A 17,451-nucleotide genomic window follows, 5' to 3' on the forward strand; every position below is an offset into this window, starting at 1 on the left:
ACGAAGGTGGACAATTGCCGGCTTCACGTCACCATCAGCGACTTTGAATGGCCTTCCTTGCACTCGGTATCAACCACAAGACTGCTTCAGTAGACGTCCGCGAGCGCGTGGCCTTTACCCCTGAGCAGCTGGTTGAGGCGTTGCAGCAGCTCTGCCGACTTACCGACAGCCGCGAAGCTGCGATCCTCTCCACCTGCAATCGCAGTGAGCTTTATATAGAACAGGATCAGCTGTCGGCGGATATCGTGCTGCGCTGGCTCGCCGACTATCACCATTTAAGCCTCGAAGAGCTGCGCGCGAGTACTTATGTGCATGAAGATGATGCGGCAGTTCGTCACATGATGCGCGTCGCCTCCGGACTCGACTCGCTGGTGCTGGGCGAACCGCAGATTCTTGGCCAGATGAAATCGGCCTACGCCGTGGCCCGCGAGGCTGGCACCATCGGTCCGCTGCTCGGGCGACTGTTCCAGGCAACCTTCAATGCCGCCAAACAGGTGCGTACCGACACCGCCATCGGTGAGAACCCGGTGTCCGTGGCGTTTGCGGCGGTCAGTCTGGCGAAACAGATTTTCAGTGACCTGCAACGCAGTCAGGCTTTGCTGATCGGCGCCGGCGAGACCATCACCCTGGTCGCCCGCCATTTGCATGAGCTGGGGGTCAAGCGCATCGTTGTCGCCAACCGTACGCTGGAGCGCGCAAGCCTCCTGGCTGAGCAGTTCGGCGCCCACGCGGTGTTGCTGTCGGACATTCCGGCGGAACTGGTGCGCAGCGATATCGTTATCAGTTCGACCGCCAGTCAGTTGCCGATCCTCGGTAAAGGCGCGGTCGAGAGCGCATTGAAGCTGCGCAAGCACAAGCCGATCTTCATGGTCGACATTGCCGTTCCCCGGGATATCGAGCCGGAAGTCGGCGAACTCGACGACGTTTACCTCTATAGCGTCGACGATCTCCACGAAGTGGTCGCCGAAAACCTCAAGAGTCGTCAGGGCGCAGCGCAAGCGGCCGAAGAAATGGTTTCGGTCGGCGCCAGCGATTTCATGGTGCGCCTGCGCGAACTGGCAGCGGTTGATGTGCTCAAGGCCTATCGTCAACAGAGCGAACGCCTGCGCGACGAGGAGCTGCAAAAAGCCCTGCGCCTGCTGGCCAACGGCGGCAACGCCGAAGATGTACTGGGGCAACTGGCCCGCGGCCTGACCAATAAACTGTTGCATGCGCCCAGCGTGCAACTGAAAAAGCTTTCTGCCGAAGGCCGCCTCGATGCGCTGGCCATGGCTCAGGAACTCTTTGCCCTCGAGGGCTCACCGGATAGCTTTTCGGATAAAAAACCGCAATGAAAGCGTCACTGCTCAATAAGCTGGACATCCTCCAGGACCGTTTCGAGGAACTGACCGCGCTGCTCGGCGATGCCGAAGTCATTTCCGATCAGACTAAATTCCGCGCCTATTCCAAGGAATACGCCGAACTTGAGCCGGTCGTACACGCCTATAAAAAACTGCTCAGCGTACAAAGCGATCTTGAAGGCGCGCAGGCGCTGCTCAAGGACAGCGACCCGGACATGCGTGAAATGGCTGTGGAAGAAGTCCGCGAAGCCAAAGAATCGCTGATCACGCTGGAAGGCGATCTGCAACGCATGTTGCTGCCCAAGGATCCCAACGACGGGCGCAACGTGTTCCTCGAAATTCGCGCCGGCACCGGTGGCGACGAGGCGGCGATCTTCTCCGGCGATTTGTTCCGCATGTACTCGCGTTACGCCGAGCGACGTGGCTGGCGTGTGGAGATCCTGTCGGAAAACGAAGGCGAGCACGGTGGCTATAAAGAGGTCATTGCGCGCATTGAAGGCGACAACGTTTACGGCAAGCTGAAATTCGAATCCGGCGCGCACCGCGTACAGCGTGTACCCGCTACCGAATCCCAGGGCCGTATCCACACCTCGGCCTGCACCGTGGCGGTGTTGCCCGAGCCGGACGAGCGCGAAGCGATCGAGATCAACCCGGCGGATTTGCGCGTCGACACGTTCCGCTCCTCCGGGGCCGGTGGTCAGCACGTCAACACGACCGACTCGGCGATCCGCATCACGCACTTGCCGACCGGCACCGTTGTCGAGTGCCAGGAAGAGCGTTCGCAGCACAAAAACCGTGCGCGGGCGATGGCCTGGTTGTCGGCCAAACTCAACGATCAGCAAACCACTGCGGCGGCAAATGCCATCGCCAGCGAGCGCAAATTGCTCGTCGGTTCCGGTGACCGTTCCGAGCGGATTCGCACCTACAACTTTGCTCAGGGCCGTGTGACCGACCATCGCGTCAACCTGACCCTGTATTCGCTTGATGAAATTCTCGCCGGTGGCGTGGAGGCGGTTATCGAACCGTTGCTGGCCGAATACCAGGCTGACCAACTCGCGGCGATAGGTGAATAAATGACCATCATTGCCAGCCTGTTGCGCGCCGCCGACCTGCCGGATTCACCGACCGCACGTCTGGACGCCGAATTGCTACTGGCCGCGGCGCTGGGCAAATCGCGCAGCTTTCTCCACACCTGGCCCGAGCGCATCGTGCCGACTGACGCCGCGCTGAAGTTTGCCGAGTACCTGCAACGCCGCCGCGCAGGTGAGCCGGTGGCTTACATCCTCGGCCAGCAGGGTTTCTGGAAACTTGATCTGGAAGTCGCACCGCACACGCTGATCCCGCGCCCGGACACCGAGTTGTTGGTGGAGGCTGCGCTGCAATTGCTACCCGCGACACCGGCCAAAGTCCTCGACCTCGGCACTGGCAGTGGCGCGATTGCCTTGGCCCTGGCCAGCGAGCGTCCCGCGTGGCAGGTCACGGCTGTGGATCGCGTGCTCGAAGCCGTGGCGCTGGCCGAGCGTAATCGCCAACGCCTGCATTTGAACAATGCCAAGGTGCTGAGCAGTCATTGGTTCAGTGCGCTTGAAGGTCAGCGTTTTCAGCTGATCATCAGCAACCCGCCGTACATTGCCGCGACCGATCCGCATCTGATCGAAGGCGATGTGCGCTTCGAACCCGCCAGTGCATTGGTGGCCGGTGAGGACGGGCTCGACGATCTGCGTCTGATCGTCGCCCAGGCCCCGACGCATCTGGAGGCAGGTGGCTGGCTGATGCTCGAACACGGCTATGATCAAGCCGAAGCCGTGCGCGATCTGCTGCTCGGTCGCGGTTTCGAAGAAGTCCACAGCCGCACCGATCTGGGCGGCCATCAACGTATCAGCCTGGGGCGCCTGCCGTGCTGAATGATCAGGAATTGCTGCGCTACAGCCGGCAGATTCTGCTGCAACACATCGACATCGACGGCCAGTTGAAGCTCAAGGACAGTCGCGTCCTGATCGTCGGCCTCGGTGGTCTCGGCGCGCCGGTTGCGTTGTATCTGGCAGCGGCGGGTGTCGGTGAGCTGCATCTGGCGGACTTCGACACGGTCGATCTGACCAACCTGCAGCGCCAGATCATCCACGACACCGACAGCGTCGGCATGAGCAAGGTCGACTCGGCGCTCAAGCGTCTGGGCGCGATCAATCCAGAGATTCAACTGATCGCCCATCGTCAGGCGCTGGACGAGGATTCCCTCGCGGCGGCGGTGGCGGCGGTGGATCTGGTGCTCGATTGTTCGGATAATTTTTCCACACGCGAAGCCGTCAACGCCGCGTGCGTGGCTGCGCGCAAACCCTTGGTCAGCGGCGCGGCGATTCGCCTTGAAGGGCAACTGTCGGTGTTCGACCCGCGTCGCGCCGAGAGCCCGTGCTACCACTGTTTATACGGGCACGGCAGCGAAGCCGAACTGACCTGCAGCGAAGCCGGCGTGGTCGGACCCCTGGTGGGATTGGTCGGCAGTCTTCAGGCGCTTGAGGCATTGAAGGTGCTGGTCGGTTTTGGTGAACCGCTGGTAGGCCGCTTGCTGCTGATCGATGCGTTGGGTTCGCGCTTTCGTGAATTGCGCGTCAAACGTGATCCGGGTTGCAGCGTCTGTGGATCGCAGCATGCGTGATGCGCCGATCGGCGTGTTCGATTCCGGTGTCGGCGGTTTGTCGGTACTGGCTGAAATTCAGCGCTTGTTGCCCAATGAGTCGCTGCTGTACTTCGCCGATTGCGGGCACATCCCGTATGGCGAGAAAACCCCGGAATTCATCCGTCAGCGTTGCAATGTGATGGCCGGTTTTTTCCGCGAGCAGGGCGCCAAGGCGTTGGTGGTTGCCTGCAATACCGCCACCGTGGCGGCTGTTGCCGATCTGCGCCGCGACTTTCCCGACTGGCCGATTGTCGGGATGGAGCCTGCGGTCAAACCCGCCGCCGCCGCTACCCGCAGCGGCGTGGTCGGTGTGCTTGCCACTACGGGCACCTTGCAGAGTGCCAAGTTCGCAGCCTTGCTCGACCGCTTCGCCACCGATGTACGCGTGATCACCCAGCCGTGCCCCGGTCTGGTTGAATTGATTGAAAGCGGCGATCTGCACAGTGCCGAGTTGCGCACGTTGCTGCAGGGGTATGTCGATCCGCTGCTGGCCAGCGGTTGCGACACGATTATTCTCGGCTGCACGCACTATCCCTTCCTCAAGCCGATGCTCGCGTCGATGATCCCTGAGACCATCAGCCTGATCGATACCGGTGCCGCTGTAGCGCGACAACTCCAGCGCCTTTTGGCCGAACGCGATCTGCTCGCCGCAGGGCCTGACCGACCAGTCAGATTCTGGACCAGTGGTGACGCGAAGCATTTCAGCCAAACCCTGCCCCTGCTGGGGCAAACCGCGTTCGACGTGCAAAAATTCAGTTTGTAAAAAAAATGTGAAATAACTGAAAATCAGCTGAACTTCTGATCAAGCGCTGGCTTCTATAGCGATGAGTTATCCAGAAAACCGAACGATCGTTCCGTAAAGGGAAGTTTCAAAGTGAAGCGACTATTCTGCTTGGCCGCGATTGCGGCCGCATTGATGGGGCAAAGTATTACCGCACAGGCTGCCGGCGTTGAATTCGCCGTTGGCGCTACCAGCGATTCGACCATGACGTATCGCCTGGGCATGAATTTCGACTGGGACAAGAGCTGGCTGCAGAGCGACGTCGGTCGCCTGACCGGTTACTGGAGCGGTGCTTACACCTATTGGGAGGGTGACAAGACCTCCAGCAACAACAGCCTGTCGTTCTCGCCAGTGTTTGTTTACGAATTTGCCGGTGAGTCGGTGAAGCCGTACATCGAGGCGGGGATTGGTGTTGCAGCGTTCTCCAACACCAAATATGAGTCGAACAATATCGGCGGTTCGTTCCAGTTCGAAGACCGTATCGGTGCTGGCGTGCGCTTCAATGGCGGGCATGAAATCGGGATTCGTGCCACGCACTATTCCAACGCCGGCCTGTCCAGCGACAACGATGGTGTAGAAAGCTACGCGCTGCATTACACGATGCCGCTGTAAGCGCACCGTGCGCCGGGCTTGCCCGAGTTTGCGCTGTGTCAGTTGACATCAATGTTGACTGACACAGCGCTTTCGCTAATGAGCCTGCGCACTGTCAGATTTCAGTTTATCAGCGCCGACTAATCAAACCCTGGGCGCTTGGATATATGATGCGCAGGCTGGTTTTGCCGCGTCGGATCAAACTTCTTCATGACCTCTTCTAGCCTGTCGAGCATTTTACCGGGGCAGGGCTCACTCCTCATAATCGCTCTCAGTTGGCTTTTCTCCTCAGGTTCAGCCCTGCTGAAGCCCTCAAGCATGGCCCAGACGCGGCGCTGTAACTGCTGACGCTCGATCCGGAACTCCGGCGTCATGCTCAGTCGGCGAATTACCGGGTTTGTGTCTGCTCCCAAAGCGCTCCAAAGCTCCAGTTTTTCGCGTCTCCCTGCTTCTGGCACATTGTGTAACCAGAGATTCGCCGAGGTGTCGGGATCCATTTTTCCCAGCCAGATGTCGCTGCCGGTCTGGTGACGCGCTGCAATGAATCGCCTTTGGGACGCTGCATCCAGAAGCGGATTGCCCGCCAGGTTAAACCCCTTTCTGAGCTCAAGAGACTCGGGGATTGATGAGATGAAGTTGTCGGCAAGATTCAGTGATGTCTGGGGAATCTCGGAAGTAACGCCTTGCGGAAAGCTGTCGATATGCGTCTCGCGAAGATCGACTTCGCGCAATGCAGTCATTCCTCTGAACGACGGCGCAACAAATAGCGGATTGGCACTCAGATTTAATATCTCCAAATGCAGTGGACCGTTCTGCGGGCCAATCTCGGCAGGCAACTGGGTGATGCCAGTATGTGCCAGATCCAATTCTCGCAAGGCTCTCATGCCTCTTAGCGAAGGGGCATCATCGAGGTTGTTTCTGGCGAGTTTCAATATTTCGAGGCGCATCGGACCGTCCGGCGTACCCAGTTCGGTCGGTAGTTGAGTGATTCCAGTGCCTGTCAGATTCAACTCCCGCAAGCCTGTCATGCCATTGAGCGACACGCCGCCCGTCAGTTGAGTATTTTCGCATCTCAATACCTCAAGCCGCGCCCGCCAGACATTCGCGTTTAATCCACCAAGGCGTCCGCTCAGTGTGTTGAATGACAGATCCAGCTCGCGCAAATAGGACATATTGGTAAAGTCAGGCAGCTCTTCCAAATACACGTTATTGCTCAGATCAAGCACTTGCAGGCGTGACGGACCGGGGCTCTCGGTGAGTCCCCTCGGTGAGAACTGCATGTTGCTGTGGCGGATTCTCAATACCTGCAACTCGGTCAGGCCGCGCACCGAAATAGTATGGTGGACACTGCATTCGATCAGGGTCAGCTCGCGCAGGCGGGGCAATCCAGAGAAGCTCGTAAATTCATGTGTCCACGGGAGCGTGCATTGATGAATCTCCAGTAGTTTCAGCTCCGTGAACCGGTTCATTGCCGCAAACAGTTCTTCGCCTTCGCCCGCCAGGTTCCGGACTTCCAGTGCTTCAACATGAGAAAACGCCGAAAACAGTGCATCCAGTTTCTGCACGGCAGTTCCCTTCAAACCCAGAGAAACAATTGAGTCGACTCGAGTGGAAAGAATCGGCGGCTGTAGATTGGCGCGACTGCCCAGGTCCAATTCAAGCTTGAAGCCAATCAGTTGCCCATCGCGATAGACTTTTTCCGCAGCGTCGCCTTGCCACTTGTACAGTCGATGCAACGTCTCACTGATTGCAAAGCGCCTGATGAGCTCGTCGTTATCAGCCCCTCTATAAGCCGCTACCCAGGCGCTGAGTTCGCGAACCAGTCCAGGCAACCCAAGCCGAAGCCGCTCCAGCTCTGCTTCTGCCTGCACCGAATCACCAAATCGCGCGATGAAGTCATCGGCGTGTTGATCAGTTGCTTCGGGAAAATAGCGTTTGACCTGTGCTCGCGTGGTGCCGACAACGGGCGGGGGTTGCCTGCCTGAGGGGCCTGGCGTGGTGTCGAGCCAGGGCCGGTGCAAATTGCCCGGGTTGGCCGACCCGGGCTCATTGCGCCGCATGCCTCCCCTCAACCCCACGAAGATAGAAACCCAGGCGTTGTCCTCGTTGCGAGTAATGGCCAGGCTCTCGCCGCTTCGGCTGGCGCGGTAGAGGTTGGCACTATCGCTGGCAACGGGATCAGTGGGTTTAACAATGCGCCACACCTTATTCGAGGGTGTGGACGCATCAAGATCATGCAGTGCCTGATACGCGTGATTGAAGATTACTGCGTAGCGCTTGCCGTCGTGGCGATACAGACCGTCGCTATCCGCTTCGGCCGAGCTGAAATCCAGCTCGGTGCGAAACGCCTGCAGACGGGTTTCAGTCAGTGGTGCGGTGTCTTGCGCAGCGTCATTGCGCACATGCCAGAGGCCGGTATCGGGATTACGCTGCAGCTCAGGGCCGGACGGCTGCAATTCGTTTGCGCGTCGGGCTCGGTACAGGCCAGTTTTGGCGTCGAGTGCGACAAGAACGATGCCGCCGTCGGACAAATCCACATACTGACGTTTGTTGTACACCCTGAAGCCATCACTGTCGGCATGCGGCAGTTTTATCTGCGCATCGATCAGGTAGTGCTCCAACAGCGGCTGCGTGGAGGGACGGGTTTGAGTTGCCATTGAAGTCTGCTGCACCGTGACAATCGCAGCCGGCAGAATTGCATCAATGTCGATCTCATTCACGGAGCTGGGCCGCGTTGCCGAGTCCACTTTGAACGTCAAGGGATCGAAGCCGTTTTGATTCAGCCCGTCAGGATGGGTTGAGTCCCCTTGTGATTGCCGGTTGGGGCTGACGTGGACATCGGCCTCTACGTGGGTTTTGCCACCGCGAGGTGGTTTTACTGCCATATTTCTTCATCCTTGAAAAATTGCCCTCGGCGCTTGCGAGGCTCGGTATTTCGGCATCCTGCCGATTGACGTGTTGGGAGCGATTCAGCTGTCGATCGTTTCGCACCAGACGGGCAAGCAATCGACCAGCCTGCTCAAACTGATACCGAGATAAAGCCGTCGAATATCGGCGTTATTTTGCGGTGTGTCTTGACGCGATCAGCACCCTCGAACTAGGACGTGAACGATATCGACTGGAGATACTGAATGAGATCAGAAACGCAGACAGGGGCGGCAGGAAATGACGGCAACACGCGTAGGAACTGATTGACCTGCAGGGCAGCAGGTTATGGCCTGGTCCATTTGCAAAAGGATCTCCAGCCACCCGCCGTCCTCGACCAGAAACAGCTGGCTGAGCGATGCCGGTTCATCGCACAGGCTCGTTGAAAGATCAGCGATATACCGTGGCAATGCCCCGGCGTTCTTCGATGCACTCCGGCGCGCCCATTTCGAACTCGCGACAGATCAGCGGACGCTTCTCATAGATCGTGCACATCATCGTGTCGCGATCCAGCGCCGCACACCAGCCGTCGTCCAGACGCAGCATCACTTCGCCGCCCCATTCATCGGTATCGATAAAACGATCAGGCACGCCGGTGTCGGTGATCAGCATCACTTCGAGCTGGCAGCAGCAGGCTGCGCAGGTCGAACAGGTGACCGCCGGTTCGGCGATTTGTTGGTGGGGAATGGTCTTCATGGGCGGCAGTGTAAGGCAGTGGATGCTGCGTGTGTGAACGCTCTGACAGACGCTCAATGAGCCAAGCGTCGAGCCATCAGGTGCAGCAGCGGGAACAGCAACGCCCAGAGCAGGCCGATGCCGATCAGACTGGGGAGCTCGCCGTAGGGAAATTGCACGCCGGCCAGGCGCCCACCGCCGTAATACGACAGCGCACCACCGACGGCCCCTAGCACGCTGGCCAGCCACCATGGCCGTGCGGTCCATTGCAGACAGTGGCGCAGCGTGGTTGCCAGCAACGCCCATAGCAGCATCAGCCACAACGGAATCAGCGGTGACGAATCCTCGAACGCGAACACACCGAGGCTGCGCAAAACGCTGTCCACCGCCGTACCGACAATCACCACGCTGAGAATCAAACGTCCCTCCGCCGCCCAACTGCTGATCCAGAGCAGATGAATCACCAGCGCCGCCAGCGCCAGCAACAGCCACAAACTGTTGCCGCCGAGCACGCAGGCCAGCCAGCCGATCTGGAACAGCACGGCATTGGCGATCCGCTTAAGCATCGAAGCGTCCGAGCAGCGGCGCGGGCATGGCGGCCGGTTTGGCCAGCAACAATTGCGCGGTGCCGATGGTGCGCTCCAGGAAGCCACCCTCGCAGTAGCACAGGTAAAACTCCCACAACCTGAGGAAGTAATCGTCGTAGCCCAGTTCGCTCAAGCGGCCATGGGCGCGGCGAAAATTCTCGTGCCACAGGCGCAGGGTTTTGGCGTAGTGCAAGCCGAAATCTTCCATGTGCAGCAGGTTCATGTCGGTGTCGCGGCCAACGATTTCGAGCATCTTCTGCACGCAGGGCAGGGCGCCGCCGGGGAAGATGTAGCGCTGGATGAAGTCCACGCCGCGCTTGGCTTGCTCATAACGCTGCTCGCGGATGGTGATCGCCTGTAGCAGCATCAGGCCGTTGCTCTTGAGCAACTGCGCGCATTGCTTGAAGTAGGTCGGCAGGAAGCGGTGGCCGACCGCTTCGATCATCTCGATCGACACCAGTTTGTCGTACTCGCCGGTGAGGTCACGGTAATCCTTGAGCAACAACGTCACTTGATCCTGCAGGCCCAGTTGTTCGATGCGTTTTGCGGTAAACGCGTACTGCTCTTTCGACAACGTGGTGGTGGTCACGCGACAGCCGTAATTTTGCGCCGCGTAAAGCGCCATGCTGCCCCAGCCGGTGCCGATTTCCAGCAGGTGATCGCTGGGTTTGAGCGCGAGTTTCTGGCAGATGCGCTCCAGTTTGTTCAGTTGCGCCTGTTCCAGGTTGTCTTCGGGGGTCAGGAACTGCGCCGCCGAATACATCATGGTCGGGTCGAGAAACTGTTCGAACAGCTCGTTGCCGAGGTCGTAGTGCGCGGCAATGTTTTTCTGGGAGCCTTTGCGCGTGTTGCGATTGAGCCAGTGCAAGCCTTGCACCAGTGGTCGGCCGACACGAGCCAGCCCCCCTTCCATCGCATCGAGAACTTCGAGGTTGCTGACGAACACTCGCACCACGGCGGTCAAGTCCGGCGAGCTCCAATAGCCGTGGATAAACGCTTCGCCTGCGCCGATCGAGCCGTTGCTGGCGACCATGCCCCAGGCGGCGGCGTCGAGAATGTGGATCTCGCCCACCAAAGCACTGCCGGATGCGCCGAACAGCATCCGTTCGCCATCCTCGACCACCACAAGCTGACCATGTTTGAGCCGGGCCATTTGCCGTAGCACGCCACGACGCAGCAGCGAACCGGTCAAGCCGTTGGCACTGAGCCGACTGACCGACAGACTAGAGGATTTCATGGCGGTGTTCCTTGGTAGGCACGGTGGCGGTTTGAAAGCTGCCGTCAGCAGCCTGATGAGAAAAAATCGGAGCGCGTTTGAACAGCAGTCGTACGGCTTGCCAATAAATCGCCAGAGCGGTTTTCGCGGTCATCCACGGGAAGCGTCGCAAGTAGCGGTGCAGGCTCTGACGGTCGAGCGTTTCGCGTTGCAGGTTGAGCGTGGCGTCGAACAGTTTGTGCTCGCCCTGCCAGTCGGCCATGTGTACGCCGAGGGTTTGTGCGGCGGGGCTGAAGCTCATGCGGTATTCGAGATCGCGCGGCAGAAACGGTGAAACATGAAAGGCCTTGGCTACCGCGAAATGCTGATGAGCGCTCTGCGGATCGATTGGCGCGCGCGCAGGCAACACATAGTGATAGCGCTCGCGCCACGGTGTGTTGGTGACTTCGCAGACAATCGCCGCCAGTTGCCCGTCGGCCTCATGGCAATAAAAGAAACTCACCGGATTGAACGCCAGCCCCCAGCTGCGCGGTTGCGTGAGCAGGCACACCGACCCTTGCGGTTCATGGCCGATGGCGATGCCGACCTGCTGGCGCACGGCGTCGATCAAGCGCATGCCGGTGCCGGTGAAGGCCTTGAGGTAGTCGGTCTCGCGAAATGAAAACGGCGCAAAGCGACTGCGGCTGGCCAGCGCCGACAGGCCGAACAACGCGTCCTGTTCGGTCAGATCGAGGTACAGCAAACCAATCCGGTAACGAAATTCGTGTCGGCGCGGGGAGAAACGCCGATGGCCGATCCAGCCGCTGTAGAGGGCGCTGTTCATAGGGTTTCCCCGAACGCGGCCGCCACGCGCAGTGCGCTGACCACACCGTCCTCATGAAAACCGTTGGCCCAATAAGCGCCGCAGTAGTGCGTGTGCTGGATGCCATCCAGTTCGGCCCAGCGGTTCTGTGCCGCCACCGCCGCGAGGCTGAACTGCGGATGGGCATAAGTGAAGCGGGCCAGCACTTTGTTTGGGTTGATGCCGGCGCTCTGGTTGAGGCTGACACAGAACGTGGTATCGCTTTCGATGCCCTGAAGAATGTTCATGTCGTAAGTGACGGCCGCGTGAGTATGGCCAGCACCGCTCAGGCGATAGTTCCAGCTGGCCCATGCCAGTTTGCGCGTGGGCAACAGTTGCGTGTCGGTGTGCAACACCACTTCGTTGTCGGCGTAGGGCAGGGCACCGAGGATCGCGCGTTCGGCCTCGCTCGGGCTGGCCAGTATTTGCAGGGCCTGATCGCTGTGACAGGCGAACACCACTTTGTCGAAGTGTTCGATCCCCGCCGGGCTGTGGATAACCACGCCGTGTTCGTCGCGGTCCACTCGCTTCACCGGACAATTGAGGCGAATCCTGTCCTTGAACGCGGCGGTCAGTGGCGCGATGTAAGCGCTGGAACCGCCCTCGATCACTTGCCATTGCGGCCGGTCACTGACTGACAACAAGCCATGATTCTTGAAAAAGCGCACAAAGAATTGCAGCGGAAAATTGAGCATCTCGGCCATCGGCATCGACCAGATCGCGGCACCCATCGGCACGATGTAATGAAGGATGAAGCGCTCGCCGTAGCCGCCGGCCTTGAGGTAATCATCCAGGGTCATGTCGGCATCGATGCGCAGCTCGTTGAGGTCGCGCTGGGCTTCTTTATTGAATCGCAGAATGTCGCGCAGCATGCCCCAGAATCCCGGCGACAGCAGATTGCGCCGCTGGGCAAACAGGCTGTTGAGGTTGTTGCCGTTGTATTCCAGGCCGCTGTCCGGATCGTTGACCGAGAAGCTCATTTCGGTCGGTTTGAAGCTCACGCCGAGCTGGCCGAGCAGGCGGATGAAATTCGGGTAGGTCCAGTCATTGAACACGATGAAACCAGTGTCCACGTCATATTGGCGACCTTCGACGCTGACCTGCACCGTGTGCGTGTGGCCACCGACCCAGTCGCCGGCTTCGAACACCGTGACGTCATGTCGGCGATTGAGCAGGTGGGCGCAGGTGAGTCCTGCGATACCGCTGCCGATAATGGCAATTTTCATACTGGATCTCGCTGCGGTGGCGGTTTGCGCACCATGCGTTTACCGATTGCCAGTTGCAGACCCGTTGGCAGTTTCGATAAGGGCCACAGCGCGGCCATGAACAGCGCCGGGAAGGCGATCTCCAGTGGGCGATCCTTGAGTTTGGCAAAGATATGCCGCGCAGCTTTATCCACAGGCCAACTGAGCGGCATCGGGAAATCGTTCCTGGCGGTCAGCGGTGTTTCGACAAAACCGGGGCTTATGATCGTGACTTCGATGCCCTCATCCGCCAGGTCGATGCGCAACGACTCGAACAGATAGCGCAGCCCGGCCTTAGACGCGCCGTAAGCTTCTGCCCGTGGCAACGGCAGGTAAGTGACCGAACTCGCCATCCCCACCAGATGCGGCGCGGTGCCTTTGCGCAGTAGCGGCAGGGCGGCTTCGATGCAGTAGGCGCTGGCGAGCAGATTGGTGCGCACCACGTGCTCGACGATGGAAGAATCGAATTGCCGGGCATCGACATATTCACAGGTGCCGGCATTGAGGATCACTGTGTCCAGCGACCCCCAGTCCTCAGCGATCTGCTCACCGATTTCACGCACGGTCTGGCTATTGGTCAGATCGCCCGGCACCACCAGCACTTGTCCCGGATAGCGTTGCGACAACACTTTGAGCGCGGCGACCTGGCGCGAACTGACGGCCAGGTGCGCGCCGGTGGCGAGGATGCTCTCTGCCAATGCTGCGCCAATGCCACTGCTGGCACCCGTCAACCAATAACGCCGTGGAGGTGTACGACTCATCCCATTCTCCTTTTCAGCCAGGCGATCACCCGGCCCAATATTGGCAAGTGTTCATACAGCAGCGCCCCGGCATCGAAATAATCCCGGTGACGATAAACCTTGTCGCGCCACAGCAAGTGCGAGCAGCCGCCGACGCGGATCTCCCGACCACTGGCCAAGCGCGGGTGGCGATAACTCATGACCCAGCGCAGGTAGCCTTCACCCTCGCCAATCTGGTCGTAGCCGTGAAAATCGAAACGCAGCTCGCTGACGTTGGCGTACAGCTCACCGAAGTAATCGCGTAGCTGCGCCAGCCCCTGAACTTCATGCAACGGGTCGGTGAAGTGAATGTCATCGCTGTACAACTCGCCCAGACGTTGCAGGTTGTCTTTGTTCAGCGCTGAAAATTGCCGGGCGAAGCTGCGCAGGAATTCACTCATGATCGACTCCGGCTGGTTGGCGGGAGGGCAGGTTCTTGAACGCAGTCAGCGCCCGCTCCCGTGATGCACTGAGGTTGACGATCGGCTTCGGATAATCCGCCACGCCGAACAAGCCTCCGGCACTGGCCGGGTCATGCACCTGTTTTTTGTCGAGGTCGGCGAGTTCCGGCAGCCAGTGCTTGATGAACAGGCCCTCGCTGTCGAATTTTTCCGATTGGCTCAACGGGTTGAAAATGCGGAAGTACGGCGCCGAATCGGTGCCGGTCGACGAGCTCCATTGCCAGCCGCCGTTGTTCGCCGCCAGATCACCATCGATCAAATGACGCATGAAAAACCGCTCGCCTTCGCGCCAGTCGATCAGCAGGTTTTTGGTCAGGAACATCGCCACGACCATGCGCAGGCGATTGTGCATCCAGCCGGTTTCGAGCAATTGGCGCATCGCCGCATCGATGATCGGCAGTCCGGTACGCGCCTCTTGCCACGCCGCGAGTTCGTCGGGGGCGTCGCGCCAGGCCAGCGCTTCGGTTTCCGGACGGAAGGCGCGATGGCGCGAGACCCGTGGATAGCCGACCAGAATGTGTTTATAGAACTCGCGCCACAACAGCTCATTGATCCAGGTAATAGCGCCGACTTTGCCGCTTTCGAATTCACCCTGATTGCTTTGCAGGGCGGCGTGCAGGCATTGGCGTGGCGAAACCACGCCAGCGGCCAGATACGCTGACAGCTGACTGGTGCCGGGCTTGGCCGGGAAGTCGCGTTCGCTTTTGTAGTAATCGATTTGGGCGTCGGCGAAGGTATCGAGACGGCGCCGGGCTTCTTTCTCACCGGCAGGCCACAGATCGCGCAAGGTTTCGCTTGGCGTGGCGAAACCGGTGACGGATGCAGGAATCGGATCGCTGTCGATGCCCAGTGGCGACTGTTTGCCGGGTGCGGCCACCAACGCCGGGATCGAGCGATGCAGGCGTTCGTAGCAGACCTTGCGAAACTGGCTGAACACCTGGAAGTAAGTCCCGGTCTTGGTCAGTACGGTGCCAGGCTTGAACAGCAATTGATCGAGATAACGGTGAAATTCGATGCCCTCGGCCTGCAATGCCTCGGCCACGGCCGCATCGCGCCGGCTCTCGTTCAAGCCATATTCTTCGTTGACGTGCACGACCTTGATATTCAGTTGGCGACAGAGTTTGCACAGTTCTGCCGGCGCCTGGTCCCAATGCGCCGCCGTACGGATCAACAGAGGAATATTCAGTTGGCCGAGGCTTTTGCTCAGTTCGTGCAGATTGCGCAGCCAGAAGTCGACCTTGCAGGGCGCGTCGTCATGTTCTTGCCATTGCTGCGGGCTCACCAGATACACGGCAACAGTCGGACCGTGCGCTGCGGCAGCCGCGAGTGCGGTGTTGTCATGTTGGCGCAAGTCGCTGCGCAGCCAGATCAATTGCATATCGGTCGTCGTCGAGTCCATTAAATCAGCCCACGCTGAACGAGTGCCTGATGCGCTGACAGTGGATCTTCAGCCAGGTACAACTCAGCAGTTTCCAAGGTTCTTGCGGACAACTCGGCCTGGTGGATGCAAACCGTTGGTCCGACGATGATTTTCGGGCAAGCGACGCCAGCCAAAAGTTTTGGCAACTGCGCAAGCTGCATGGCTTTGCTGGAATACAGCAGTACGCCGCGGGCTTGCAGGTGTTCGACCGCCAGTGCCAGCTCTCCGGAGGGCAGTGGCCAGTCAAACACCTGCACCGGGCAATCAGCGCTGCTGACCAGCCACGCGCACAGCCACAGGTGAGGTTCCAGTGACAGGTCGGAATGATTGATCAGCAACAGTGGCGCGGTGTGCAATTGACGGTTGTTATGGTAGATGCGCGCGCCAAATTTGCTGCGTAACCACGAATAAAAAAATACCCGTTCCATCTGCGCGCCGAACTGGCCCTGCCAGCGCTGTTCAAGTTCAGCCAGCAGCGGCACCAGCAACTGCTCACACAGCGTGCGCGGGGGATACAGGGCCATGACTTGATTGATGCTGTCGTCGATGGTCCGTTCATTGAGTTGCGTAACGGCCATGAGCAGGGTCTGGCGCAAGCGTTGCCAATCGTTTTCCACCGACTCGCCGAGGTCTTGCGCAGTGTCGAGAAGCGGCTTGACCTGGCTGACCGCGACGCCACGGTTGAGCCAGGTGAGGATCGTCAGGATGCGCTGCACGTGCTCGGCCGAATACAACCGATGACCCTTGGGCGTGCGTTGCGGGACGATCAGACCATAGCGCCGTTCCCACGCACGTAGCGTGATCGCATTGACGCCGGTTTGCCGCGCGACTTCGCGGATCGGCAACCAGCCATCGTCGAGGGCTTTCTTGAAATCGGCGCCGAGGTCTTCCTGGGCGCTGGTGTCGGGGCTCACGTTCATCAAATCAAGTTTCGCAGGCTGAGATTTTCCGGGTGCGGTTGCAGGTAAACCTGTCGCGCAATGTACGGGTCGGGGTGTTGGCGAAAGTGATGCTTGAGCAGGGTCAGCGGCACCACGAGCGGAACGATGCCCAACCGATATTGGCCGATCACATGCACCATCTCCTGCTTGTCTTCGGCGCTGATTGCCTGTTTCAAGTAGCCGGTGATGTGCTGCAGAACATTGCTATGGGTGCCGCGGGTCGCACATTTTTTTAGCGCTGCCATCAATTCGCTGAAGTAGCGCGGGCCAAGTTCGGCAGGGTCGCTCTGCGCCATGTTGCCCAGCAACTTGCCTAGCGCCTTGTATTGCAGCGGGTTGTGCGCCATCAGCTGGTATTTGTAGCGTGAGTGGAATTCGGTGAGCACACGGCGGCTCAGGCCTTGGGCAAGCACTTGCTGCCAGGCGCTGTAGGCGAGAACCCGGGTGATGAAGTTTTCACGCAGCACCGGATCATTCAGGCGCCCGGCTTCTTCCACCGGCAAGTCCGGGTGTCGCGCACAGAAGGCCTGCGCGTAGATGCCCCGGCCACCGCCATTCACCGGCGCGCCGTTATCGTGATAGACCTTGACCCGTTCCAGCCCGCAGGAAGGTGATTGCTGCATGAAGATGTAGCCGCAGATGTCATTGAGCTCGCCGGCCATTTTCTCGCCGTACTCGGCCAGAGGCGCGGTAACGTTGATCGAGGGATTGACAGTGCCGACGGCTTGCGGGCTTTGCGGATCGCCAACCAGACGGATCGGTTCGCGGGGGATGCCCATGCCGATGGCGACTTCCGGGCACAGCGGCACGAATTCGAAATGTTCAGCGAGGGTGCGGCTGCACAGGCGTGATTCCTTGTGACCGCCGTTAAAGCGAACCTCGGCGCCCATCAGGCAGGCACTGATGGCGATCTTCGGCCGGGACATGGAAAGGTCTGACATGGATACCTCTCGAATCTATACCTGTACAGAGATTG

17 protein-coding genes are annotated in these 17,451 nt (G+C 59.5%); 6 read left to right on the top strand and 11 right to left on the bottom strand.

Annotated features, from left to right (window positions below):
* Window positions 1-47 precede the first annotated feature (47 nt).
* From hemA to H8B20_RS05115, 6 genes are all read left to right on the top strand, one after another.
* Window positions 48-1,334, top strand: a complete 1,287-nt coding sequence (gene hemA, locus H8B20_RS05090; protein WP_210622544.1) for a glutamyl-tRNA reductase — start codon at window positions 48-50, stop codon at window positions 1,332-1,334.
* A complete protein-coding gene (gene prfA / locus H8B20_RS05095; RefSeq protein WP_210622545.1) occupies window positions 1,331-2,413 on the top strand; it encodes a peptide chain release factor 1 in 1,083 nt (360 codons plus the stop codon). The genes hemA and prfA overlap by 4 nt, the downstream gene beginning before the upstream one ends.
* Window positions 2,414-3,244, top strand: coding sequence for a peptide chain release factor N(5)-glutamine methyltransferase (gene prmC, locus H8B20_RS05100; RefSeq protein WP_047303151.1), 831 nt, complete (start codon window positions 2,414-2,416; stop codon window positions 3,242-3,244).
* Window positions 3,238-3,993 carry a molybdopterin-synthase adenylyltransferase MoeB gene (locus H8B20_RS05105; protein WP_042561050.1) on the top strand — a complete coding sequence of 252 codons (756 nt, stop codon included), beginning with the start codon at window positions 3,238-3,240 and terminating at the stop codon, window positions 3,991-3,993. Before prmC ends, H8B20_RS05105 begins: the two co-directional genes overlap by 7 nt.
* Entirely contained in the window at window positions 3,986-4,777 is a 792-nt protein-coding gene (gene murI / locus H8B20_RS05110) for a glutamate racemase (protein ID WP_210622546.1), read from the top strand. Before H8B20_RS05105 ends, murI begins: the two co-directional genes overlap by 8 nt.
* Before the next feature lie 111 nt (window positions 4,778-4,888).
* Window positions 4,889-5,407: an acyloxyacyl hydrolase gene (locus tag H8B20_RS05115; RefSeq protein ID WP_042561048.1), complete on the top strand. Its 519-nt coding sequence runs from the start codon at window positions 4,889-4,891 to the stop codon at window positions 5,405-5,407.
* Window positions 5,408-5,526: 119 nt separating this feature from the next.
* Here the strand turns inward: H8B20_RS05115 and H8B20_RS05120 are convergent, their stop codons facing one another.
* The 11 genes from H8B20_RS05120 to H8B20_RS05170 form a co-directional block, all read right to left on the bottom strand.
* A complete protein-coding gene (locus H8B20_RS05120; protein ID WP_210622547.1) occupies window positions 5,527-8,271 on the bottom strand; it encodes a leucine-rich repeat domain-containing protein in 2,745 nt (914 codons plus the stop codon).
* A 430-nt stretch (window positions 8,272-8,701) separates the two neighbouring features.
* Window positions 8,702-9,007, bottom strand: a complete 306-nt coding sequence (locus tag H8B20_RS05125; protein WP_042561046.1) for a YkgJ family cysteine cluster protein — start codon at window positions 9,005-9,007, stop codon at window positions 8,702-8,704.
* Window positions 9,008-9,060: 53 nt separating this feature from the next.
* A complete protein-coding gene (locus tag H8B20_RS05130) occupies window positions 9,061-9,552 on the bottom strand; it encodes a DUF2878 domain-containing protein (RefSeq protein WP_210622548.1) in 492 nt (163 codons plus the stop codon).
* The gene (locus H8B20_RS05135; protein ID WP_210622549.1) at window positions 9,545-10,810 is read right to left on the bottom strand and encodes an SAM-dependent methyltransferase; all 1,266 of its coding nucleotides are present in this window, start codon (window positions 10,808-10,810) and stop codon (window positions 9,545-9,547) included. The genes H8B20_RS05130 and H8B20_RS05135 overlap by 8 nt, the downstream gene beginning before the upstream one ends.
* Window positions 10,797-11,612: a DUF1365 domain-containing protein gene (locus H8B20_RS05140; RefSeq protein WP_042561043.1), complete on the bottom strand. Its 816-nt coding sequence runs from the start codon at window positions 11,610-11,612 to the stop codon at window positions 10,797-10,799. The genes H8B20_RS05135 and H8B20_RS05140 overlap by 14 nt, the downstream gene beginning before the upstream one ends.
* Window positions 11,609-12,856 (bottom strand): NAD(P)/FAD-dependent oxidoreductase, encoded by a 1,248-nt coding sequence (locus H8B20_RS05145; protein WP_210622550.1) that lies wholly within the window; start codon window positions 12,854-12,856, stop codon window positions 11,609-11,611. Before H8B20_RS05145 ends, H8B20_RS05140 begins: the two co-directional genes overlap by 4 nt.
* The gene (locus H8B20_RS05150; RefSeq protein WP_210622551.1) at window positions 12,853-13,635 is read right to left on the bottom strand and encodes an SDR family NAD(P)-dependent oxidoreductase; all 783 of its coding nucleotides are present in this window, start codon (window positions 13,633-13,635) and stop codon (window positions 12,853-12,855) included. The genes H8B20_RS05145 and H8B20_RS05150 overlap by 4 nt, the downstream gene beginning before the upstream one ends.
* Window positions 13,632-14,054 carry a nuclear transport factor 2 family protein gene (locus H8B20_RS05155; protein ID WP_042561040.1) on the bottom strand — a complete coding sequence of 141 codons (423 nt, stop codon included), beginning with the start codon at window positions 14,052-14,054 and terminating at the stop codon, window positions 13,632-13,634. Before H8B20_RS05155 ends, H8B20_RS05150 begins: the two co-directional genes overlap by 4 nt.
* Window positions 14,047-15,492 (bottom strand): deoxyribodipyrimidine photo-lyase, encoded by a 1,446-nt coding sequence (gene phrB / locus H8B20_RS05160; protein ID WP_210622552.1) that lies wholly within the window; start codon window positions 15,490-15,492, stop codon window positions 14,047-14,049. Before phrB ends, H8B20_RS05155 begins: the two co-directional genes overlap by 8 nt.
* A 20-nt stretch (window positions 15,493-15,512) precedes the next feature.
* Window positions 15,513-16,454, bottom strand: a complete 942-nt coding sequence (locus H8B20_RS05165) for a MerR family transcriptional regulator (protein ID WP_210622553.1) — start codon at window positions 16,452-16,454, stop codon at window positions 15,513-15,515.
* Window positions 16,454-17,416 carry a YbgA family protein gene (locus H8B20_RS05170; RefSeq protein ID WP_210622554.1) on the bottom strand — a complete coding sequence of 321 codons (963 nt, stop codon included), beginning with the start codon at window positions 17,414-17,416 and terminating at the stop codon, window positions 16,454-16,456. Before H8B20_RS05170 ends, H8B20_RS05165 begins: the two co-directional genes overlap by 1 nt.
* Window positions 17,417-17,451: the final 35 nt, after the last annotated feature.

This window comes from Pseudomonas sp. P42, from assembly GCF_017973755.1.
Taxonomy (GTDB): domain Bacteria; phylum Pseudomonadota; class Gammaproteobacteria; order Pseudomonadales; family Pseudomonadaceae; genus Aquipseudomonas; species Aquipseudomonas iridis.